Here is a 22,229-nt window from a genome sequence, read left to right as displayed (position 1 = left end):
GGCCCGGCCGTCACCGCCGAGGAGGCAGTGATGACCCGGTACGAAGCGCAGCTCACCCGCGTACTGTCCGGGCTGCTGATGGAGCGGCGGCTGGCCCGCGTCAGTATGGGCGGCCGTATCAGGCGCCGCGGCGGCCCGCCCCTGCTGGAGCTGGTCGAACCGGACGCGGCGGCGGGCCGGGAGATGCTGGAGCGGCTGCGGCACCACTTCGGCGGCCGCGGGGCGCTGCCCGTCAACGATCTGCGGGTGCCGACCGACGCGGACAACACCTCCGGACGCGGGGTGGTCGACTGCCTCTGGCACCTCTCCACCCGGGCCGGCGGCCTCGGCTGCGAACTCTCCCACCGCCCGCCCCTCACCTTCCCCCGCCTCTCCACCGGCCTGCTGGTACGGCACTGGGCAGACCGCAACTGGCACCACCTGGACCGCGAACCGGGCCTGGACGACCAACTCCGCCTGCTGATGAAGGAACTCCAGCGGGACCGCGCCGACCAGCAGCCGGGACCGGAGGCCGGGCTGTACCGCGTCGAGCAGGCCCTCTCCCAACTCGGCCCCCCGGGCGTCCTCGCCTCCCTCGGTCTGGCCCTGCCCCGGCTGGTCCGGCTGAAGCGGCGCCCAGACCGGGTGGCGCTGCACTGGTGGGGACGGGTCCTCGGCGTGCCGCACCGCACCGTGCAGGCCCGCCGGGAAGCCGTCGTCACCGAGCTGTTCCGGGTGAACCGGGACGGCCGCGACCGGCACGGCAACACCGTGGAGTCCCTCCTCACCCGCGCCTTCCTCGCCGACCTGGACGCCTACTACACCCGCTACCGCCGGCTGAACCGGGACCGGCCGCCGCTCATCCTGCTGCCGCAGGCCCACACCCCCACCGGCCGGGCCCTGCTCGACGCCCTGGCCGGGGCCTATGAGACCGCCGCGGTCGGCGGACGCCGTCCCACCCGGCCCGTGGTCCTCGCCCTGTCCACCACCCACCGGGCGGCCGGTTCCGAGCGCCGGGTGGACGACCTCGCCGGGGACCTCGACTCCTGGACCTCCTCCGCCGGACGCTCCCCCGCGGAACGCTGGCTGCTCACCCTGACCTGCGCGAACACCCCGGACGGAGACGGCAGATGAGGCGCACCCGCACCCCGCTCGGCCCCGGCCTCGGCCCCCTCACCCTCCTCAACTGCGCCCTGGCCCTCGCCCTGCTCGCCGGCCTCGCCACCTGCTACCTGGTCGACCGGGCCAGAAGCTGCGGAGACGGGGGTGAGCGGATCGACGGCGAGTGCGTCACAGTCACCGACGGGTCCTATGTCTTCAGCGACCGGCTCCGCGGTGTCCTCGGGCAGATCAGGGCGGAGAACCGGCGGGTGTCGAAGGAACAGCACGCCACCATCGCCCTGATGATCCCGATGGACGCGGCCACCCCGGCCGGGCGCGAGCAGATCCTGCACGAGGTGCAGGGCGCCTACTTCGCCCAGCACCAGGCCAACCGGGCCAGCCCGCCGCGAATCCGGCTGCTGCTGGCCAACCCGGGCCGGGACCGCGGGCACTGGCGGCCGGTGGCGGACCGCCTCGCCCGGCTCACCGGCGCGCCCGACAACCTGCGGGTCGTGTTCGGCTTCGACCGCAGTGTGCCGGAGACCGCCGCGGCCCTCTCCTACCTCACCAACACCCTGCACCTGCCCGCGGTCGGCGGCCCCGTCACCGCCGACAGCCTGGCCAACGGCGGCCGCGGCGCCACCCGTTACGAGGGGTTCGCCCGGGTGGTGCCCACCAACACCGAACAGGCCGACGCCCTCGTCCACTACGACCGGGACCTCGATCCGCGGCGCGCCATCCTGGTACAGGACGAGCGGCCCGGGGACCCGTACGCGGCCGCGCTGCGGCGGGTGTTCGCCCGCAAGCTGGCCGAATCGCCGCACGCGCCGCAGAGCTTCACCTCCGAGGGGCCCGACGCGCCGAGCGGCCTGGAGCACGACTTCGCGGGCATGGTGGTCACCCTGTGCGTGGCGACCCCGCCGGTGGACACCGTGTACTTCGCGGGACGGCCGGTGCATCTGCGGCAGTTCATCAACGCCCTGGCCACCGAACGCGCCTGCGCCGGCACCTCGTTCAAGGTGATCAGCGGATCCGACGCGGCCACCCTCTATCTGGACAAGCGGCTCGACAAGAAGCGGATGCTGCCGGACAAGGAGAGCGGCCGCGGCAAGATCACCGTGCAGTACACCGCGATCACCCACCCCGACGCCTGGCAGCGCGGCCGGGTCCCCCGCACCGGCGGCACCCCCTCCGTACTCGAAGACCTGAAGGCGCTGGCCCGCGGGACGGAGCAGGGCGAGGGGCCCGGCTCCATCGGGCCCGTCGACCTCGCGGACACCCGCACCATCAGCGTCTACGACTCGGCGCTCACCGCGATCAAGGGCATCCAGGTCCACTCCCAGGGCACCCACCTCGCCCCGCTGCGGCGCATCGCCCACGGCTGGACCCGCCTCCAGGGCCAGCTCACCGCGCAGGGCGCCAGCGGCTGGATCTGCCTGGACAACCACGGCAACCCGTACGACAAGGCCGTCGCCGTGGTCCGCCTCGACCCGACGCTGCCCACCCCGCGCCTCGTGGACCTGGCCTGGCCGGAGGGGTCCCCACCGAAGAACATCAGCAGGGGCCGCGGCTGCGTCATCCCCCAACGCCGGTAGCCTCGGCCCAACTCCGGTTCCGGGCAGGCTACTTCAGCCCCTCCCACGCCGAGGCCAGCCGCCGCACCCCCTCCGCGATCTCCCCGACACCCGCCACCCCCGCATAGCTGAGCCGCAGATAGGGGGCAGGCGGCTCCGCACCGAAGTAGAGACGACCGGGCGAGACGGCCACCGAGGCCCGCAACGCCCCTGCGGCCAGGGCGAGTTCGTCGGTACCGTCGGGCAGCCGCAGCCACAGGTGGTAACCGCCCGCCGGTACGTACGGCAGCGCCAGACCGGGCAGCCGCAGTCCCACCTCCGCCGCCATCGCCTGCCGCCGCGCCTTCAACTCCCCCGCCACGAACCGCAGATGGCGCACCCAGCCGGGCGAGCCGACCAGTTCGACGGCGGCCTCCTGGAGCGGGCGCGGCACAAAGAACTGGTCCACCACCTGGATGGCGCGCAACCGCTCCAGCACCGGCCCCCGCGCCGCCAGCGCGCTCACCCGGAAGCTGGGCGAGGTGGCCTTGGTGAGGGAGCAGACATGCACCACCACCCCGTCCGGATCGTCCGAGGCCAGCGGCGGCAGCAGCACCCCGGCATCGGCATGTGCCAGCCGCCGTACGAAGTCGTCCTCCACCACGAACGCCCCCGCCTCCCGCGCGATCCGCAGCACCTCGCCGCGGCGGCCGGTGGCGAGGACCGCGCCGGTCGGGTTCTGGAAGAGGGGCTGGCAGACGAAGAGGCGGGCACCGGTGGCGCGGAACGCGGCGGCCAGCAGCTCGGGCCGCACCCCGTCCGGGTCGACCGGCACCGGCACCGGCCGCAGTCCGGCGGCGCGGGCGATGGCGAGCAGCCCGGGATAGGTGGGCGACTCGACCAGGACCGGGGCGCCGGGCGGGGCCAGCGCGCGCAGTGCCGTGGTGAGGGCGGACTGGCCGCCGGCGGTGATCAGCACCTCGGCCGCGGTGATACCGCCGCCGATCCCGCGCGCGAACCAGTCCCGCAGCTCGGGCAGCCCGTCCACCGGCGGCCGGCTCCACGCGCCGGGGCGGCGGCCGGCGCGGGCGAGGGCGGCGGCCATCGCCCGCTCCGGCTGGAGGGAGGTGTGCAGATAGCCGTTGTTGAACTCGATGACGCCGTCGGGCGGGGTGTCGAGGGTGCTGAACACGGCGGAGGCGTCCACCGAGCGGGGCACCGGATCGGCGGTGGCGTCCGCGCTGAGGGCGACCTCCTGCCAGGAGGTGTCACCGGGGGCGGCCGGTCCGGGAGCCTCGGCCCGGAAGGCACCCGCGCCCGGCCGGGTCACCACCAGCCCCTCGGCGGCGAGCCGCGCCAGCGCACGGGACACCGTCACCGGGCTGACCCGGAAGCGGTCCACCAGCTCCCGACTCGACGGCAGCTTTCCACCCGGCGAGTAGCGCTCCAGCTCCTCGCGGAGGATCTGCGCCAATTCGGCCACACTGCTACGCTGTTGCATGAGAGCACAGAATAGCGCTACGGATGGTTCAGGAGTAGCAGTCGGGTCGGCGGCGGCGCCCGGAGAGCCGGTGGGCGCAAGCACCGCACCCGGCCCGGCGGCACACTCCCCGAGCGCTCGCCGGGGCGCGACCCTGCTCGCCGCACTCGGCGTCACCGCCTTCTCGCTCACCTTCCCCGCCACCGCCTGGGGCCTCAGCACCTTCGGCCCCTGGTCGCTGGTAACGATCCGCTGCGTACTGGCCGCACTGCTCGCCGGGGGCTGCCTGCTGGCGCTGCGGATACCGCTACCGGCCCGACGGCACTGGCCCGGCCTCGCCATGGTCGCAGCCGGCACCGTACTCGGCTTCCCGCTGCTCACCACCCTCGCCCTGGTCACGGCGACCACCGCCCACGCCGCCGTCGTCGTCGGACTGCTGCCGCTCACCACAGCCGTGTGCGCCGCCATGCGCACCGGCACCCGGCCCAGCCGCACCTTCTGGGCGGCGGCGCTCGCCGGGGCGGCCGCGGTCGTCGCGTTCACCGTGCAGCAGAGCGGCGGCCGGCTCGGCACCGCCGACCTCTACCTCTTCGGGGCGCTGCTGATCTGCGCGGCCGGCTACACCGAGGGCGGCCGGCTGGCCCGGGAACTGCCCGGCTGGCAGGTCATCGCCTGGGCCCTGGTGCTGTGCCTGCCGGTCGCCGTCCTGGGCGCCGTACTCGCCCTCGCCCATGAGCCCGTCCACTGGGATGTGCGGGGCGCGACCGGGCTGCTGTGGCTGGCGGCGGGCTCGCAGTTCCTCGGGCTGGTGGTGTGGTACCGGGGCATGGGCGTGATCGGGGTGCCGAAGGCCAGCCAGCTCCAGTTGGCGCAGCCGCTGCTCACCCTGGTCTGGTCGGTGTGCCTGCTCGGCGAGGACCTCACCCCCGCGGCCCCGCTCACCGCCCTCGCGGTACTGGTGTGCATCGCGGTGACCCAGCGGACCCGGGGTTGACACGGCCCGCGGTGGGCACCCGGCGGGCACACGGCAGCGAACCCCTTTTCAGGAGGTCACGGGGATGCAGGCAACCAAGGGCGACCGGCTGCTGATGCACGGCAGGACCGTGGGACAGCACGACAGGGTCGCGAAGATAGTCGAAGTGATGGGCGACCACGGAGAGCCGCCGTACCGGGTGCGGTTCGAGGACGGCCACGAGGCGATCATGTCCCCCGGGCCCGACTCGGAGATCAAGCCCGCCCACCCCACCCGGCACTGAGGCGGCTTCCGCCCACCCGCCTACCGGTAGTGGTCGGCGGCCACCCGGGCCATCGCGCCGATGGGGTCGCCGGCCACGTCCTGGGCGGAGAAGAAGACATGCCCGCCGACCTGCCGGTGGCGGGCGGCCAGGGTGAGATGGCGGGACAGCTCCGCCGGGTCCTGCCAGGCCGCGGGCTGCTCCGGATCGCCCGCCTTGTAGAGCCCCTCCCCGATCAGCAGCCCCACCCCGGTGCCCCGCACCACCTCCGCCCACCAGGGCAGCAGCACCGCGTAGTCCGCCGCCTCGAAGCCGATGTTCCAGTACAACTGCGGGCACACATAGGAGACCCAGCGTTCTTTGATCCAGCGCCGGGTGTCCGCGTGCAGGTCGTCGTAGCTCTGCACACCTGCGGTGGTACGGGAGCCGCGCGGGTCGGTCGACGCGTTGCGCCAGACTCCGAACGGGCTGACGCCGAAGGGGAGTCGGGGCTTCTGCCGGTGTAGGCGGGCGGACATCTCCTGGATCATCAGGTCGACATTGCGGCGCCGCCACGCCGCCCGGTCCAGGCCCCCGCCGTACCGGGCGAAGGCGGCGTCGTCGTCGAAGACCTCGCCCCGCACCGGGTACGGGTAGAAGTAGTCGTCGAAGTGCACCCCGTCGATCGGGTAGCGGCGGACCGCGTCCAGGATGGCGTTCTGGACGAAGCGCCGGACCTCGGGCAGGCCCGGGTTGTAGTAGAGCCGCCCGCCGTGGGCGACGGTCCACTCGGGGCGGCGCCGGGCGGGGTGCCCCTCCGCGAGCCGCCCGAGGTCACCGTGGTTGGCCACCCGGTACGGGTTGAACCAGGCGTGCAGCGCCAGTCCCCGCCGATGGGCCTCGGCGACCGCGGTCCCCAGCGGATCCCAGCCCGGGTCCTGCCCCTGGGTGCCGGTGAGGAACTCGGACCACGGCTCGTACCGGGAGGGCCACAGCGCGTCGGCGGCGGGCCGCACCTGGAGGATCACCGTGTTGAGGCCGCGCCGTACCGCGGTGTCGAGCAGCGTCTTCAGCTCGGCGCGCTGGCGGGCGACGGGGAGGCCGGGCGCGGAGGGCCAGTCCAGGTTCTCCACCGTCGCCGCCCACATCCCGCGCACCTCGCCCTTCGAGGGGCTCGCATACGCCGTACCGCCCGCTGTGACCGAGGCCACAGCGGCCGCGACCGCGGTGGAGAACCCTCTCCGAGAGATATGCACCCTTCAGCCTCCTCTGTTCGTCGATGCCCCCGTGACCGGGGCCACTCCGCTGTGGACCACCTGTCGCTCACCGCTCTGCGGCACCGGCGACCTGCCCCACCCGGCCGGGAGCGAATCCCGGATCCCGGAGTACCGTGCAGCCCGAGGCAGGCCGACCACGGGGGCCGGCTCTGCCGGACAGAAGACCATGAAAGGCTTGATGTGACGGACACCCTGACCGACATCACCCGCGTCGGAGTGGTGGGCTGCGGCCAGATGGGAGCGGGCATCGCCGAGGTGTGCGCCCGCGCCGGACTGGACGTCAAGGTCGCCGAGACCACCGGCGAGGCGCTGGAGCTCGGCCGCACCCGGCTGTACAACTCCCTTGCCAAGGCCGCCGAACGCGGCAAGATCACCGCGGAGGAGCTGGAGGCCACCCAGGCCCGGCTCACCTTCACCACCGACCTCGGCGAGTTCGCCGACCGTGACCTGGTCATCGAGGCGGTCGTGGAGAACGAGCAGGTGAAGGCGGAGATCTTCCAGGTGCTGGACCAGGTGGTGACCCGCCCGGACGCCATCCTCGCCTCCAACACCTCCTCCATCCCGCTGGTGAAGCTGGCCGTCACGACCAGCCGCCCCGACCATGTGATCGGCATCCACTTCTTCAACCCGGCCCCCGTACAGCAGTTGGTGGAGCTGATTCCGGCGCTGACCACGTCGGAGGGCACCATCAGCCGGGCCCAGGCCCTGGTGGAGAAGGCACTCGGCAAGCACGCCATCCGCGCCCAGGACCGCTCCGGCTTCGTCGTCAACGCGCTGCTGATCCCGTATCTGCTGTCCGCGATCCGGATGTTCGAGTCCGGGATCGCCAGCCGCGAGGACATCGACAACGGCATGGAGATGGGCTGCGCCCACCCGATGGGCCCGCTGCGGCTCTCCGACCTCATCGGCCTGGACACCGTCGCGTCCGTCGCCGACTCGATGTACGCCGAGTACAAGGAGCCGCTGTACGCCGCTCCTCCGCTGCTCCAGCGGATGGTCGACGCGGGCCGCCTCGGCCGCAAGACGGGCTGCGGCTTCTACGCCTACTGAGCACGGCTGCTGAGCACGCCTATTGAGCACCAGGCCGGTTCCGTGAGAGCGGTCAACCGGCCTGCTGCGGGCTCCGGTTGGTCCCCGTCGTCCGGTCAGCGGGCGGCGGGGCGGGCCATCGGTCCGGTGCCGGGGGCGGGCAGCGGGCGGCGGTCGTTGCGCAGGACCAGCAGGGCCACATCGTCCTCGGGTGCCCCGCCGGTGTGCCGCAGCAGCCGGGAGTGCACGGCGCCCACCACCGCCCGGGGCGCGGGCTGGGCGCGGCGTACGGTGTCCGCGAGCGCGGCGCGCAGCGGGAAGAAGCGGCCCGCCGCGTCCCGGGCGTCGCTGGCGCCGTCCGTGTGCAGAAAGAGCGCCTCGCCGGGGCGGAGCAACCCGCAGCTGAGCGGCGGCAGTTCGGCCGGCAGCGGGAAGCTGCCCAGTGGCGGCAGCGGATCGTCCGCGTGCAGTTGCTCCACCCGCCGGGCGGCCCCGGGCGCCCCGGCCGCCGGCCCGCGCAGCCGATACGGCCACGGGTGCCCGCAGTTGAGCGCTGTCATCCGCCCGTCGGCGGCGATCTGGAGCAGCAGCACCGTCACGAAGTCCTCGCCGCCCCAGGCCCGATCCGCCGGCCGCCGACCGGCCCGCAGCCGCTGGTGGCGGGCGTGCGTACGCTCCAACCTCCGCAGCACACCGGCCAGTTCGGGTTCGTCGTGGGCGGCCTCCCGGAAACCGCCGAGCAGTGCGGCGGCCGTACCGAGCGCCGCCAGGCCGTGTCCGCGCACATCGCCGATGACGACCCGCACCCCGTGTTCGGTGGACGCCACCTCGTACAGGTCGCCGCCGAGCGCGGCGTGGCCGTCGGCGGAGAGGCGGCGGGCGGCCAGGGCCAGCCCGGCGACCTGCGGCGGCAGCGGCCCCAGCAGCGCGTTCTGCGCGGCGCCCGCCACCCGGCGCACCTGCCGCACCTCACGCAGCAGCACCCGCCGCAGCCGCAGCATCAGCCCCGAGCCGACGGCGAGGAGGACGGCGCTGGTGGCGAGACGGGCACCGAGCGCGTCCTCGGCGGCGAGCGGGCAGCCCAGCTCATAGCCGACGGTAAGCGCGCCCCACACCGCGGGCAGGGCGAGCGAGCGGCCGCGGCCGCGCCGGGGCGCCGCTCCTGTCGTCCTGTGCACCACCCGGCCACCCTCGGCTCGGCCGGGGTGGGGGTCCCGCCCCGGGTTCTGCGGCGGCAGGCCGTTCCTACAGCCGCCGACGATTCTGGCGACCCGTTGGCCAACTCGGCCCGCCCCCAAGGCGATTGGCACTCGAACGAGTGAGATCCGAGGCAGGGAGGAGACGGCTAGGACGTGTCGTTTGGATCTCCGTGGAGCAAGGAGCGGGGTCTGGTGCGTGCTCTCGGCGTGCCGGCTGGAAGTCCTCGTAGCGGAGCTACTTGGGCTTTCGGCCGGTGCGGCGAGAGTGCGCACCAGACCCCGCGACGCCGCGGAGATCCAAACGACACGGCCTAAGGGGCCGCCCGCGGTGTGCGGACGGCCCCTCTGCCTGCTTGCGTGCGGTGCGGTCAGGCGCCGCGCAGGGTGGCACCGGTGCGCTCCGCGGCGAGGGCGACCGCCGCGTCCCGGGCGGCACTGGCCTCCTCCACGGTCAGCGTGCGATCCGCGGCCCGGAAACGCAGTGCGTACGCCAGGGACTTGCGGTCCCCGCCGAGCTGCTCGCCGGTGAAGACGTCGAACAGCCGGATGGACTCCAGCAGTTCACCCGCGCCCTCGCGCAGCGCCCGCTCCACCTCCACCGCCGGCACCGCCCCGTCCACCACCAGCGCCACATCCTGGGTGGCGACCGGGAAGGTGGAGATACGCGGACTGCGCACCGGGCCGTCGCCCGCCAACTCCAGGAGATCCAGGTCGAGTTCCATGGCGCAGGTGCGGGCGGGCAGGCCCAGGGTCTTCAGCACCCCGGGGTGCAGCTCGCCCGCGTGGCCGATGATCTGCTCACGGCCGTTGATGGTGACGGCCAGCTCGGCGCAGCGCCCGGGGTGCCAGGGGCCGTAACGGCCCTGGCGGACCACGAGTGCGGCACCGGCCTCGCGGGCCAGGACGCGGGCCGCCTCCACGGCGTCCGCCCACTCGGCCGGGCGGCCCTTGCCCCACCAGCCGGCCTGCTCCCGGGCCCCGGCGAGGACCACCGCGGCGTGCCGCGGCTGCACCGGCAGCGCCATGGTGAGCACGGCCAGCTCCTCGTCGGTGGGGCGCCGGTCGACGGGCAGCCGTACCGCGGCGCGCTGCTCCTCGCGGATTGGGGTCTCCCCTGCTCGAACGGAGCTGAGAGCTCGGGGAAGGAAGACCAGGCCGGTCTCGAAGAGGGCCAGGTCGTGGCTGCCGCGGCCGTCGTTGCGGCGGAGCGCGCCGAGCAGGCCCGGCAGCAGCAGGGTGCGGAGCGCGGGCTCCTCGTCGGAGAGCGGGTTGACCAGCCGGACCACCCGGCGGGCCGGGTCGTCGGCGTCGAGCTGGAGCTGGTCGAAGACCTGCTCGCCGAGGAACGGGTAGTTCAGCGCCTCCACATAGCCGGCGCCGGCCAGCGCGCGGCCGATACGGCGCTGCAACCGCTGCCGCTCGGTGAGGCCGCGGCCGGCGGGCGGCCTGGGCAGCGTGGAGGGCAGATTCTCGTAGCCCTCCAGGCGGATGACCTCTTCGGCGAGGTCGTTGGGGTCGGTCAGGTCGGGCCGCCAGGACGGCACGGTGACGACCAGCTCGTCCTGGCCGTAGACATCGCAGCCGATCTGCTGGAGGCGGCGGACGACGGTCTCCCGGCCGTAGGCGACACCGGCGACCCGGTCGGGGTGGTCGGCGGGAATGGTGAGGGTGCGCGGCGCGGACGGCGCGATGACCTCGGTGACGCCGGCCTCGGCGGAGCCCCCGGCGAGCAGCACCAGCAGGTCGACGGTGCGCTGCGCGGCGGCCGCGGCGGCCTGCGGGTCGGTACCCCGCTCGAAGCGGCGGGAGGCCTCGGAGGACAGCTTGTGCCGCCGTGCGGTACGGGCCACGGAGACCGCGTCGAAGTGCGCGGCCTCGATGACGACCTCGGTGGTGCCGTCGGCCTCGCCGGTCTCGGCGTTGATCTCCGGGTCGGCGATCTCGGTGTTGGCGCCGCCCATCACTCCGGCCAGGCCGATCGGCCCGCGGTCGTCGGTGATGACCAGGTCGCCCGGGTCGAGGCTGCGCTGCACCCCGTCGAGGGTGGTGAGCTTCTCGCCCGGCTCGGCCCGGCGCACCCCGATCGCGCCCTGGACGCGAGAGCGGTCGTAGGCGTGCAGCGGCTGGCCCAGCTCCAGCATCACGTAGTTGGTGATGTCGACGGCGAGCGAGACGGGCCGCATCCCGGCCTTCTGGAGGCGGCGCCGCAGCCAGATCGGGGAGCGGGTCTCGGGGGCGATACCGGTGACGGTGCGGGCGGTGAAGCGGTCGCAGCCGTGCGGGTCGCCGATGGTGACCGGGTAGCCGTAGGCGTTGGGCGCGGGCACGTCGAGCAGGGCCGGGTCGCGCAGGGTGAGGCCGTAGGCGATGGCGGTCTCGCGGGCGACGCCGCGCATCGAGAGGCAGTAGCCGCGGTCGGGGGTGACGGCGATGTCCAGGACCTCGTCGACGAGTTCGAGCAGTTCGACGGCGTCGGTGCCGGTCTCGTACTCCGGCGGCAGCACGATGATGCCCTTGGTGCCGTCATCGCCCATGCCCAGCTCGTCGCTGGAGCAGATCATGCCGCGGGACATATGGCCGTACGTCTTGCGCTCGGCGATCTCGAAGCCGCCGGGCAGGGTGGCGCCGGGGAGGACCACGACGACCTTGTCGCCGACGGCGAAGTTCCGGGCGCCGCAGACGATCTCCTGCGGTTCGCCGGTCCCGTTGGCGGTGCCGACGTCGACGGTGCAGTAGCGGATGGGCTTCTTGAACTCGGTGAGCTCCTCGATGGTCAGCACCTGGCCGACCACCAGCGGGCCCTTGAGCCCGTCGCCGAGCCGCTCGACGGTCTCCACCTCAAGCCCGACCGACACCAGCTTGGCCTGTACGTCGCGGCCGGTCTCGGTGGCCGGCAGGTCGACGTACTCCCGCAGCCAGGAAAGCGGGACCCGCATCAGATCTCCATCCCGAACGGCCGGGTGAAACGGACGTCACCCTCGACCATGTCTCGCATGTCTTCGACGTTGTGGCGGAACATCAGCATCCGTTCGATGCCGAACCCGAAGGCGAATCCGCTGTACTTCTCCGGGTCCACCCCGCAGGCCACCAGCACCCGCGGGTTGACCATGCCGCAGCCGCCCAGCTCGATCCAGCCCTCGCTGGAGCAGGTGCGGCACGGGTGGTCCGGGTCACCCACCGAGGTGCCGCGGCACACGTAGCAGAGCATGTCCATCTCGGCGGACGGCTCGGTGAAGGGGAAGTAGTTGGGCCGCAGCCGGGTCTTCATGTCGGAGCCGAAGATCGACCTGACCATGTGGTCCAGGGTGCCCTTGAGGTCGGCCATGGTGAGGCCCTCGTCCACGGCGAGCAGCTCGATCTGGTGGAAGACCGGGGTGTGCGTGGCGTCCAGCTCGTCGGTCCGGTAGACCCGCCCCGGGCAGACGATGTACACCGGCGGCTCGCGGTCCAGCAGGGTGCGGGCCTGCACCGGGGACGTGTGGGTCCGCAGCACCACACCGGACTCGTCGCCCTGCTCACCGGTGGCGGGACCCCGGACGAAGAAGGTGTCCTGCATCTGCCGGGCCGGGTGGTCCGGGGTGAAGTTCAGCGCGTCGAAGTTGAACCACTCGGCCTCGACCTCGGGGCCCTCGGCGATCTCGTAGCCCATGGCCACGAAGACATCGGCGACCCGCTCCATGAAGGTGGTCAGCGGGTGGCGGGCGCCGGGGGCGGTGCGGTCGTAGGGGAGGGTGACGTCCACGGCCTCCTCGACGAGGACCCGGGTGTCCCGCTCGGCCTCCAGCTCGGTCTGCCGGGCGGCGAGCGCCTTGTTGACGGCGCCGCGTGCCTGCCCGACGCGCTTGCCTGCGTCGGCCTTGGCGTGCGGCGGCAGCGCGCCGATCTCGCGGTTGGCGAGGGCCAGCGGCGAGGTGCCGCCGGTGTGGGCGACCTTGGCCTCCTGGAGCTGTTCGAGGTCGCCGGCGGCGGCGAAGGCGGCGAGCGCCTCGTCCCGCATCCGCTCGATCTCTTCCGGTTTCAGTGCCTCGACCTCGACAGGGTCGTACGACTTGTTCGGTGCCGACATCTCTTCCCGTGCTTCCGGTTGGCTGGCTGGCGGCCCCCTGGTCCGCGACTCGGAGGCCGGAGGCCGGATCGTCCACGGACGGGGACGCAAAGGTGCCAAAGAGGGATTCTAACGGTGGGCGCTTCCCTGGGATCGCCTGCCCACCCGTCTCCCACCACCACCCTTGCGATGTCGCTGCGCGGCCCCCATTGATTTCAGTCCAGGTAGGCCGGAGCAGCCACAGGCAGGGTAAATCGGAACCTGGCCCCGCCGCCGGGGGCCCGGCCGACGGTGATGGTGCCGCCGTGCGCCTCCACGATGCCCTTGACGATGTAGAGGCCGAGGCCGGTGCCGCCGCGTTTGCTGCCTCGCCAGAAGCGGGTGAAGACGCGGTTCATGGACTCCTCCGGGATGCCTGGGCCCTCGTCGCTGACGGTGACGGCGGTGCCTCCCCCAGAGCCGCCGTGCTCCTCACCGGCCGCGGGGGCCACCTCGATGGTGACAGTTCCCTCGCCGTGCCGCACCGCGTTTTCCAGCAGGTTGGCGAGGATCTGGTCGATCTTGTCGGGGTCGGCCCACAGCTCCGGGAGCGGCGGCCGCACCCGCAGCAGGAACCGCTCGGCGGGCCGGCCGTCCGCCACATGCGCCTGGATATGGCGGCCGACGGCGGTGGCCAGGTCGACGGGCTGGCGGCGGACCTCCAAGCGCCCCGAGTCGATCCGGGAGATGTCGAGGAGTTCGGCGATGAGGCGGGTGACGCGCGCGGCGTCGGCGTCGACGGTCTCCAGCACCAGGCGCTTCTGCTCGTCGGTGAAGCGGTCCCACTTCGCGAGGAGGGTCGCCGTGAAGCCGCGGACCGAGGTGAGCGGGGAGCGCAGTTCATGGGCGACGGTGGCGATGAGTTCGGCGTGGCTGCGCTCGGTGCGGCGGCGGGCGTCGGTGTCCCGCAGGCACACCACCAGCCGGTGCACCGGCCCGGTGGGCGCGGTGCGGACGTAGCGCGCCGAGACCAGGACCTCCCGCCCGCCGGGCAGCAGCAGATTCCGCTCGGGCTGCCGGGTGCGGGTGGCGAGCCCGCCGTAGGGGTCGGTGAGCTGCCACCAGGGCCGCCCGTCGAGGTCCACCAGTGGCAGGACCTCGGTGAGGGGCGCGCCGAGTGCCTGCCGGGCGGGCACGGTGGTGATCCGGACGGCGGCCGCGTTGAAGCAGGTGACGCGGCCGTTCGCGTCGGCGGTCACCAGCCCGTCGGGCAGGTCGTCCGGGCCGAGGGGCAGGCGCGGGGCGCCGGTGCTGTGGTCCATCCGCTAGCTCCTCGGCCCGGCACCGGGTGCGGTGCGGCAGCCGCCGGGTGCGCGCTGGGCACGGGCGGAGGCGTAGAGGCAGACGGCGGCGGCGGTGGCCAGGTTGAGGCTCTCGGCCTTGCCGTGCAGGGGGACGCGGACCACGGCGTCGGCCAGGTCCCGGGTCTCCTCGGGCAGCCCCCAGGCCTCGTTGCCGAAGATCCAGGCGGTGGGGGCGCCCATGGTGCCGCGGTCGAGTTCGGTGTCCAGGTCGTCCCGCCCCGCCCCGTCCGCGGCCAGCACCCGCACCCCGGTACCGGCGAGCCCGCGCACCGCCTCCTCGACGGGCACTCCGACGGCGACCGGCAGATGGAAGAGGGAGCCGACGGAGGCGCGTACCGCCTTCGGGTTGTAGACGTCGACGGAGGCGTCGGTGAGGACGACGGCCTCCGCACCGGCGGCGTCCGCGCAGCGCAGCACGGTGCCCGCGTTCCCCGGGTCGCGTACATGGGCGAGGACGGCGACCAACTGGGGCCGGGCGGCGAGGACTTCGGTGAACGGAGTGTCCAGGAAGCGGCAGACCCCGACCAGGCCCTGCGGGGTGACGGTGGTGGAGATGTCCGCGATCACGGCCTCGTCGGCGAGGTGGACCCGGGCCCCGGTGTCCCGGGCGGCGCCCACGATGTCCGCGTACCGGTCGGCGGCCTCGACGGTGGCGAACAGCTCGACCAGGGTGGCCTCGCCACCGCTCCGGTGCGCGGCGCCCTCCCGTACGGCCTGCGGCCCCTCCGCGAGGAACAGCCGTTCCTTCCCACGGAAGTTCCGCCTACCGAGCCGCCGCGCGGCAGCGACCCGCGACGAACGAGCAGAGATCAACTCGGGTACGGCACCCATGAATTCCAACCTGGAAGGGCACCCCTCGCTTAAGGGGCGCGGGGAACTGCGCAAATCTTCGGGGGCGCGGGGAACTGCGCAGAACCTGGCTCCGACCGGCGGACGAATCAGGCCAGTCCCGCCCCCGGGACGAGATCGGACCCGCAGGCCCAACGGCCCACGGGTCCGATCCCACGCCAAACGGCAACCGCGGCGTCACGCCGCCCGAGGCGCGTTCACATCGCTGGGCAGCGCCTTCTGCGCGACCTCGACGAGCGCCGCGAAGGCACTCGCGTCGTTGACGGCCAGCTCGGCGAGGATCTTGCGGTCCACCTCAATGTTGGCGGCCTTGAGACCCTGGATGAAGCGGTTGTAGGTGATGCCGTTGGCGCGGGCGGCGGCGTTGATCCGCTGGATCCAGAGCTGCCGGAAGTCGCCCTTGCGCTTCTTGCGGTCGTTGTAGTTGTAGACGAGGGAGTGGGTGACCTGCTCCTTCGCCTTGCGGTAGAGGCGCGAACGCTGACCGCGGTAGCCGCTGGCCTGTTCGAGGATCGCCCGGCGCTTCTTGTGGGCGTTGACTGCCCGCTTGACGCGTGCCACTTGTTTGACTCCTTGTAGCGGGGCCGTGGGGGTGGGGTGGGGTCCACGGCCCGGTTCGACTTAGGTCCCGGTCCGGCGTCGCGAGGCCCCCGTCACCGGGGGCGCGACATCACTTGCCGAGAAGCTTCTTGATCTTCTTGGCGTCGCCCGGGGCCATCTCGGCGTTGCCGCTGAGGCGCCGGGTCAGTCGGGACGACTTGTGCTCAAGCAGGTGGCGCTTGCCGGCGCGCTCGCGGAGCACCTTGCCGGAGCCGGTGATCTTGAAGCGCTTGCTGGAACCGCTGTGCGACTTGTTCTTCGGCATAGCGCCGTACTCTCCTCGTCGGTGGCGCTCCTGTGCCCGGTCCACTGGGCCGGGCACAGGGGCGTCAGTTGTGTCTGTCCGGGGCGGCCCCGAGGGCACGTCCCAGCGGTCAGGCGTCGGCGGCGGCCTGGGCCGGAGCCTCGGCGGCCTCCTCGTCGGCGGCGTTCTGCGAGCGGCCGGGGTGGGCCTTCGCGTCCGCCTTGCGGGCCGCCTGGGCCTCGCGGGCCTCGGCCATCGCCTCGGTCTTCTTCTTGTGCGGACCGAGGACCATGATCATGTTCCGGCCGTCCTGCTTCGGGTTCGACTCCACGAAACCGAGGTCCTGGACGTCCTCCGCGAGCCGCTGGAGCAGGCGGTAGCCCAGCTCCGGGCGGGACTGCTCGCGGCCGCGGAACATGATCGTGATCTTGACCTTGTCGCCCTGCTTGAGGAACCGGACGACGTGACCCTTCTTGGTGTCGTAGTCGTGCGGGTCGATCTTCGGCCGGAGCTTCATCTCCTTGATGACCGTGTGCGCCTGGTTCTTGCGCGCCTCACGGGCCTTCATGGCCGACTCGTACTTGAACTTCCCGTAGTCCATGAGCTTGCAGACCGGCGGACGGGCGTTCGCCGCGACCTCGACGAGATCGAGGTCGTACTCCTGCGCAAGCTCCAGGGCCTTGGCAAGCGGGACAATCCCGACCTGCTCGCCGCTGGGACCGACAAGTCGCACCTCGGGAACGCGAATCCGGTCGTTGATGCGGGGCTCGGCGCTGATGGATCCTCCTCGGTAGCACCACGCGACGGTCTGGCGGACAGCCGCGTAACGTCTCTGTTCGTTGGACCGAACCGCGCCGGTGCAGAAAAAATGCCCCGGGCGATCACAGCGGGGCTCCTGTCACTACCGGAACACCACCGCGAGCACGGGGCGCATCGGATGTCCCGCACAACTGCGGGACAACCTGACCGGTGACCCGCCGTCCTCATGGACGGCCGGGTGGGAGAGCGGAGCCTCCACTTGTGGCCGGGCAGCCGCGTAACGCAGTTGTCCAGCCGGTCCTTGCCCAGGCTAGCAGCTTCCGGGGGGTGCGGCTAACCGCGGTGGGACGGGGCCTATCGTGTGGGCATGAGCGACGCCACCCCTGACCCGCAGGCCTCCCCCGCGACCGACGCGGCCGACGGACCTGTTACCGACTTCGACGCCATGACCCGTGACATCGCGGACGTACCCGCGGTCGAGGTGATCACCACGGTGGCGGTGCATCTGATGAGTGCCGCGGCGGTCAATCTGGGGCTGGCGGAGGGCGAGGAGGACCACAAGGACCTGGACGAGGCGCGGAAGCTGATCCAGTCGCTCGCCGGGCTGCTGGACGGCGGCGCCACCGAGATCAGCTCCTTCCACGCGGCCCCGCTGCGGGACGGCCTGAAGTCCCTCCAACTCGCCTTCCGCGAGGCCTCGGTTGTGCCGGACGAGCCGGGCCAGGGGCCGGGCGAGAAGTACACCGGACCGGTCTTCGGCTGAGCGTCTGGACGTCTGGACGTCTGGACGTCCGGGCTTCACAGCAGGGCGGGCCGCTCAGCCCTCGCGGACGTAGAGGGGCTCGCCGGGCGGGGTGCTGTCCGGGGGCAGCACCGCCAGGTCGAGGCCGCGGACCAGGCGGGCACGCAGGGTCTCGTCCGCGGCCAGGGCGCGGGCCAGCGCGTTCACCGTGGCCGCCGGGTCGGCCGCCGCGTCGAGGACCAGCAGCAGCGTGCCGTCCGCCTCGCCCGGCGCCAACTGCGCCCGGCGGACCGCGGGTTGACCGGCGACATGGGCACGCACCGCCCCGGTCACCGCCGGATCGGCCAGCGGATCCGCGGTACTGCGCCCCTCCGCCAGCGCCCGCAGCGCCGCCCCCGTCACCTGGTACGGCACCGGCCCCGCCAGATCGAGTACGAGGGTGTCGGCGCCCTCGTGCGCGGCGGCCTGGAGGGCCTGGTGCAGCGGGACGGCGACCGGGCGGGCCGCCGGATCCCAGCGGGCCAGCGAGTCGGTCGAGGTGAAGGCGGGCAGGGCGAGGCGGTCCCCGGCGCGCAGGGTGGGCACCGCCATGTCGCTGGTCTTCTCCCGCGGCAGCGCCCGCGCCCCGCCCCGCTCTCCGGCAGCGGACGCCGGTACGGGTTCCTCCAGTTCGCCCAGGACCGCGACCACGGGCACCAGCAGCCGGGCCCCGGCGAGCGCCGCCAGCACCTGTGTCTCGACTGCGGCTCTGGCCTTGGCCCCGCTGTCCTCGGCCAGCTCTGACCAGGCCTGGAGGGCGGCGGCCAGCCGGGGATCGGCGGAACCGTCGTCGTCGGAGAAACCAGGGTCGGGGATGTTCTTGTTCGCCACGTCACAGACCATATCGAGCCGGGCGCCTATGGTGCTGGGCGGAGCCGGGGGCCTCCGCGACGCCCGTTCGCCGCGTACGACCGCGGACGCACGTTCACCGAGAGAGGACAACGGACCCCGGTATGTCTCGATCCGCCAGTACCAGCACGTCACGCTTCTCCGTACGCGCCGGGGTTCTCGCGGCCACCGCGGCCGTGGCCCTGTCCCCGGTGTTCGGTGCCGGGTCCGCCGCCGCGGCCACCGAACAGGAGACGGGCATGGACCGCAGCAGGAATTCCGCCCCGGGGGCCGTGAACCACGACACACGCCTCGCACACACGCTGGCCCCGCTGGTGGCGCGTGCCGGGCACGGGGTGCGGCTCTCCGCGGCGGTGGCACCGCTGGACGGGACGGGCGGCGGCGCCCGCTACGCCCACGGCCCCACCTTCGACACGGCGAGCATCGTCAAGGTCGATGTGCTCGCGGCGCTGCTGCTGCGCTCCCAGGACGACCGGAAGCCGCTGACCGAGCGGCAGAAGACCCTGGCGGCCGACATGATCCGGCTGAGCGACAACGACGCCACCACCGACCTCTGGCACGACCTGGGCGGCGAGAAGGCGCTCGACGCGGCCAACCGCCGGCTCGGCCTCACCGGCACCCACGGCGGCAAGGGCGGCGAGTGGGGTCTGACCCAGACCACCGCGGACGACCAACTCCGGCTGCTGCGGCATGTGTTCGCGAACGAGCCGGGCAAGGGAGCGCCCCGCCCGGTGTTCAGTGCCGGGAACCGCGCGTATCTGCAGAAGCTGATGGGGCGGGTCGATCCCGGGCAGGCGTGGGGGGTGTCGGCGGCGGGCTCGCCGTGTGCGCTGAAGAACGGCTGGCTGCCGCGGAGCGCCACCGGCCGCTGGGATGTGAACAGCGTGGGCCGGGTGACGGTGGGCGGTCACCGGTATCTGGTGGCGGTGCTGTCCAGCGGCACCCCGAGCATGGCGCACGGCGTCAAGCTGGTGGAGGCGGCGGCGAAGGCGGCGGTCGGCGAGATCGCGCCCGGCGGGCGGCACTGACACCCGCCGGCTCAGTTGCGGCGGGTGCGCCAGAGGAGTACCGCGGTGATCAGCAGCACGACGCCCGCGCCCCCGGCGAGCGAGCCGGCCCAGCCCGAGCCACCCTCCGCCTTGTCCGGACCGTGCCCGAAGTACTCGTGGCCGTACGAGGCGGGGCGCAGGGACCGGGACTTGAGGCCGGTGCCCTTGCGGATGGCGGCGGCCGGGTCGACCATGCCGTAGCCGCGGGAGTCGTCCCGGCCGCCGACGGGGGACTCGCGTGCGGTGTCCTGGAGCAGTTGCTTGATCTGCGCCGGTGCCAGCCCGGGGTGCGCGGCCTTCACCAGGGCGACGGCGCCGGAGACGAACGCGGAGGCGGCGCTGGTGCCCCAGCCCTCGTAGTAGCGCCGGTCCGGGTCGATGAGGACGATGTCCACGCCGGGGGCGGCAACGGTGGCGTACCAGCGGCGGGTGGAGAAGGTGGCGCGGGTGTCGTAGCGGTCGACGGCGGTGGCGGCGATGACGCCGGGGTAGGCCGCCGGGTACGAGATGTGGTCGCCCTTCTCGCCGCCGTTGCCCGCGGAGGCGACCACCGAGGCGCCTTTGCGCAGGGCGTACTGGACGGCGGCGTCCTCGGCGGGCTCGGGGTGGGCGGAGGCCGAGTCGTCGCCGAGGGAGAGGTTGATGACGTCGGCGCCGTGGTCGGCGGCCCAGCGGATGCCGGAGGCGAGGGCGCCGCCGCGGGTCTTGCGGGCCTTCTTCCGGGCCGGGTCGCCGTCCTCCAGGATCACCCGCACCGGCAGGATCCGGGCCTCGGGGGCGATGCCGAGAACGCCGGAGGCGCGGCCGGTGCCGTGTCCGTGGCCGGCGATGATGCCGGCCATGGCGGTGCCGTGCCGGGCCCAACTGCGGTCGCCGCGCCCGGCTCCGAAGCCCACGAGGTCCCGCCCCTTCGCCACGCTGCCCGCGAGGTCGGGGTGGCGGCCGTCGACCCCGGTGTCCAGTACGGCGACCGTGATGCCCTTGCCCTTGGTGGTCTGCCAGGCCTGCTCGGCGTGGAGCGCGTCGAGGGCCCACTGCTGGCCGCGGATGCCGTCGGCGTGCGCGGTGGTGGCGGGCAGCAGGGCGAGACCGGTGGCGAGCAGCGCGGCCGCGGCGGCACGTACCGGTCCGCGGGCGCGCCGGCGGGGGTGCGGGGCGGGCGTCATCGGGCGGTCCCTAGGAGTCGTCTGCGGTGTCGGCGGCTTCCGCGGCCCGGCGCAGGCCGTGTTCGATCTGGTCCGAGAGGCCCATGACCTCGTTGCCCAGGCCGGACTGGGCGGGCGCGGTGGTGGCCCCGCTGCGCATCGCCTCGGCGGCGGGCTGCGGGTCGGCCACGGTACGGCCGTCGGCGAAGCCGGACACCGCGTAGACGACGACCGGGGCGTCGGTGAGCACGGACAGCGCCCAGGAGCCGCGCTGGCGGTCCCCGAAGGCGGCGGCCGGGGTGCCCCGCACCGGGTACGGGCGGGGCATCAGGTCGGGGCGGCGGTCCAGGTGCTCGGTGGTGAGGCGGTCGCGCAGCGCGGTCATGGTGCCGGCGTCGGCCTCGGTGAACAGCAGGCCGACGGTGGTGACATGGCTGCGGGTGGCGTCGGTGTAGGTGGCGCGCAGCAGCCGGTCGCAGCCGACGGGGGCGAGCACCTTGCGCAGCAGCGGGTCGAAGGCCTGCTTGCAGTCGGCGTCGGGGGCGATGCCGATCCGGGTCCACCTGCGGTCCGCGCCACCGGGTCCCGCGCCCGCGCCGCGCACCACGGGCGGGAAGAGGCGGTCCACCGGCACGCTGTGCCAGAGGTCCCCCGCGGCCTGGTACGACTGCTGCGGACCGGCCGCGGCGGCGCTGTCCCCGGTGAGCCAATTCCCGGTCACCGCACCGCCGATGAGGCCGAGTCCGAGCACCGCGCAGACCGCGGCCGCCGCGGTACGGGCCCCGAGCCGGGCACCGGGCACCGGCCGCAGCCGGGCGAGGTGGTCGTCCGGCCCGCGCCGGGCGGGGCGCGCGAACCGGGCGAAGGGCGACCTGGCGCCGAGCCCCGACACGAGGCCCACCACCCCGTCGGCGCGCCGCCGTCCCCGCGTCCCGTCCGTTCCGGAGGCTGGGGCGGAGGTGGGTGCGGCGCTCTTGGGTGGGAGGCCGATCCCGGTGGCCGGGGAGTCGGCCGCGGCGGTGAAGCCGGGCGGCAGGGTGTGCGGGGCGGGAGGGGTGACCGCGGCGGCGTACCGCGGGGGCAGCGGCGGCAAGGGGGGCGCGGCCGGGGGTGCGGGGACGGTCGGGGCGAAGGCGGGCGGGGCGGGTGCGGGAGTGAGCCCCGGGGAGGCGGCGGGACCGCTCGGGGCTGAAGTCCCTTGTGGGGGCGGGGTGTTGGCGGGCGGGGGCGCGGTGTCGGGGAAGCGTGTGGAGGCCAGGGGCGGGGGCGGCGCGGGCAGGCCGGTGCGGGTCGGCGCCCCCTGCGATGGGGCTGCGCCGGTGTGCGGCGGCGCAACGGGCTGGGTCGGCACAGGCATCCGGCCCGCACCCTGGGCGCTCTTGCCGGAGACTTCGGAGGCGGGGGCAGAGGCGGTGGGGCCGGGGCGGTGGCCGTGGGTGGGTTGCGCGTCGGTGTCCACTGCGCGCCCCCCCCGTTTCCGTTCTGGCTGCCCGCGTCCGGCTCCTCGTGCCCGCGGCTGCTTGCCGTATCGCCGTACCCGTGCCCCGAACCGCCGGTCCGTGAACCCGGTGCGGGCCCCGGTGGGGTGCGGGTGGCGGTCGCCGGTCCGCTCGCCGGGTGGCCGATCGGGCGCCGTCCGGGGTGCGGGTGATGGCCACCGTGTGCCGTCACTTTACGGGCTGCTGCCGGGCCTGCGGGAACCTGTCCGCAGACGGGGGTGATCTGCCCTTTAC

Annotated in this window: 20 protein-coding genes; 7 read left to right on the top strand and 13 right to left on the bottom strand. The window is 73.7% G+C overall.

The genetic code is table 11. The annotated features are described in order from the left end of the window. The first annotated feature begins 30 nt into the window (after positions 1–30). Both ACFVST_RS11875 and ACFVST_RS11870 read left to right on the top strand, forming a co-directional pair. A complete protein-coding gene (locus tag ACFVST_RS11875) occupies positions 31–1,113 on the top strand; it encodes a hypothetical protein (protein WP_390149396.1) in 1,083 nt (360 codons plus the stop codon). Further along, positions 1,110–2,675 (top strand): hypothetical protein, encoded by a 1,566-nt coding sequence (locus tag ACFVST_RS11870; RefSeq protein ID WP_390149394.1) that lies wholly within the window; start codon positions 1,110–1,112, stop codon positions 2,673–2,675. Before ACFVST_RS11875 ends, ACFVST_RS11870 begins: the two co-directional genes overlap by 4 nt. Positions 2,676–2,703: 28 nt before the next feature. On the opposite strand, the gene ACFVST_RS11865 is transcribed toward ACFVST_RS11870, so the two are convergent. After that, positions 2,704–4,134 (bottom strand): PLP-dependent aminotransferase family protein, encoded by a 1,431-nt coding sequence (locus ACFVST_RS11865; RefSeq protein WP_390149392.1) that lies wholly within the window; start codon positions 4,132–4,134, stop codon positions 2,704–2,706. Between ACFVST_RS11865 and ACFVST_RS11860 the strand changes: the two genes are divergently transcribed. Both ACFVST_RS11860 and ACFVST_RS11855 read left to right on the top strand, forming a co-directional pair. After that, entirely contained in the window at positions 4,133–5,107 is a 975-nt protein-coding gene (locus ACFVST_RS11860; RefSeq protein ID WP_390149390.1) for a DMT family transporter, read from the top strand. The two genes, ACFVST_RS11865 and ACFVST_RS11860, sit on opposite strands and share 2 nt — an antisense overlap. Before the next feature lie 64 nt (positions 5,108–5,171). Continuing rightward, positions 5,172–5,369 (top strand): DUF1918 domain-containing protein, encoded by a 198-nt coding sequence (locus ACFVST_RS11855; protein WP_390149388.1) that lies wholly within the window; start codon positions 5,172–5,174, stop codon positions 5,367–5,369. A gap of 20 nt (positions 5,370–5,389) precedes the next feature. Here ACFVST_RS11855 and ACFVST_RS11850 read toward each other — a convergent pair whose 3' ends face one another. Beyond that, positions 5,390–6,583: a glycoside hydrolase family 10 protein gene (locus tag ACFVST_RS11850; RefSeq protein ID WP_390149386.1), complete on the bottom strand. Its 1,194-nt coding sequence runs from the start codon at positions 6,581–6,583 to the stop codon at positions 5,390–5,392. Between the two features lie 213 nt (positions 6,584–6,796). Here ACFVST_RS11850 and ACFVST_RS11845 point away from each other — a divergent pair, with 213 nt between their 5' ends. After that, entirely contained in the window at positions 6,797–7,654 is an 858-nt protein-coding gene (locus ACFVST_RS11845; protein WP_390149489.1) for a 3-hydroxybutyryl-CoA dehydrogenase, read from the top strand. Positions 7,655–7,749: 95 nt separating this feature from the next. Here the strand turns inward: ACFVST_RS11845 and ACFVST_RS11840 are convergent, their stop codons facing one another. From ACFVST_RS11840 to infC, 8 genes are all read right to left on the bottom strand, one after another. After that, positions 7,750–8,811, bottom strand: a complete 1,062-nt coding sequence (locus ACFVST_RS11840) for a PP2C family protein-serine/threonine phosphatase (RefSeq protein ID WP_390149384.1) — start codon at positions 8,809–8,811, stop codon at positions 7,750–7,752. A 389-nt stretch (positions 8,812–9,200) separates the two neighbouring features. After that, on the bottom strand, positions 9,201–11,768 hold the full coding sequence (pheT, locus tag ACFVST_RS11835) for a phenylalanine--tRNA ligase subunit beta (RefSeq protein WP_390149382.1): 2,568 nt from the start codon (positions 11,766–11,768) through the stop codon (positions 9,201–9,203). Further along, entirely contained in the window at positions 11,768–12,898 is a 1,131-nt protein-coding gene (gene pheS, locus ACFVST_RS11830; protein WP_390149380.1) for a phenylalanine--tRNA ligase subunit alpha, read from the bottom strand. Before pheS ends, pheT begins: the two co-directional genes overlap by 1 nt. A 194-nt stretch (positions 12,899–13,092) precedes the next feature. After that, positions 13,093–14,178: an ATP-binding protein gene (locus ACFVST_RS11825; protein ID WP_390149378.1), complete on the bottom strand. Its 1,086-nt coding sequence runs from the start codon at positions 14,176–14,178 to the stop codon at positions 13,093–13,095. 3 nt (positions 14,179–14,181) lie between these two features. Further along, positions 14,182–15,051: a TrmH family RNA methyltransferase gene (locus ACFVST_RS11820; protein ID WP_390149376.1), complete on the bottom strand. Its 870-nt coding sequence runs from the start codon at positions 15,049–15,051 to the stop codon at positions 14,182–14,184. Positions 15,052–15,246: 195 nt separating this feature from the next. Then, complete coding sequence (gene rplT / locus ACFVST_RS11815) at positions 15,247–15,630, bottom strand: 50S ribosomal protein L20 (RefSeq protein ID WP_390149374.1); 384 nt, start codon at positions 15,628–15,630, stop codon at positions 15,247–15,249. Positions 15,631–15,739: 109 nt separating this feature from the next. Beyond that, positions 15,740–15,934, bottom strand: a complete 195-nt coding sequence (gene rpmI, locus ACFVST_RS11810) for a 50S ribosomal protein L35 (protein ID WP_390149372.1) — start codon at positions 15,932–15,934, stop codon at positions 15,740–15,742. A 109-nt stretch (positions 15,935–16,043) separates the two neighbouring features. Next, positions 16,044–16,691, bottom strand: a complete 648-nt coding sequence (gene infC / locus ACFVST_RS11805) for a translation initiation factor IF-3 (RefSeq protein WP_390149487.1) — start codon at positions 16,689–16,691, stop codon at positions 16,044–16,046. 348 nt (positions 16,692–17,039) lie between these two features. Between infC and ACFVST_RS11800 the strand changes: the two genes are divergently transcribed. Beyond that, positions 17,040–17,435: a DUF1844 domain-containing protein gene (locus ACFVST_RS11800; protein ID WP_390149370.1), complete on the top strand. Its 396-nt coding sequence runs from the start codon at positions 17,040–17,042 to the stop codon at positions 17,433–17,435. A 54-nt stretch (positions 17,436–17,489) separates the two neighbouring features. Here ACFVST_RS11800 and ACFVST_RS11795 read toward each other — a convergent pair whose 3' ends face one another. Beyond that, positions 17,490–18,284, bottom strand: a complete 795-nt coding sequence (locus ACFVST_RS11795; RefSeq protein ID WP_390149368.1) for an SseB family protein — start codon at positions 18,282–18,284, stop codon at positions 17,490–17,492. Between the two features lie 122 nt (positions 18,285–18,406). Between ACFVST_RS11795 and ACFVST_RS11790 the strand changes: the two genes are divergently transcribed. Beyond that, positions 18,407–19,330, top strand: coding sequence for a serine hydrolase (locus tag ACFVST_RS11790; protein WP_390149366.1), 924 nt, complete (start codon positions 18,407–18,409; stop codon positions 19,328–19,330). A gap of 11 nt (positions 19,331–19,341) precedes the next feature. Here the strand turns inward: ACFVST_RS11790 and mycP are convergent, their stop codons facing one another. Beyond that, positions 19,342–20,517, bottom strand: coding sequence for a type VII secretion-associated serine protease mycosin (gene mycP, locus ACFVST_RS11785; protein ID WP_390149364.1), 1,176 nt, complete (start codon positions 20,515–20,517; stop codon positions 19,342–19,344). 10 nt (positions 20,518–20,527) lie between these two features. Next, positions 20,528–21,955 (bottom strand): hypothetical protein, encoded by a 1,428-nt coding sequence (locus ACFVST_RS11780; protein ID WP_390149363.1) that lies wholly within the window; start codon positions 21,953–21,955, stop codon positions 20,528–20,530. Positions 21,956–22,229: the final 274 nt, after the last annotated feature.

Source organism: Streptomyces sp. NPDC058045 (assembly GCF_042885635.1).
GTDB lineage: Bacteria > Actinomycetota > Actinomycetes > Streptomycetales > Streptomycetaceae > Streptomyces.
The sequence above is the reverse complement of the archived record's forward strand: the minus strand, read 5'-3'. Positions and strand labels throughout refer to the sequence as shown.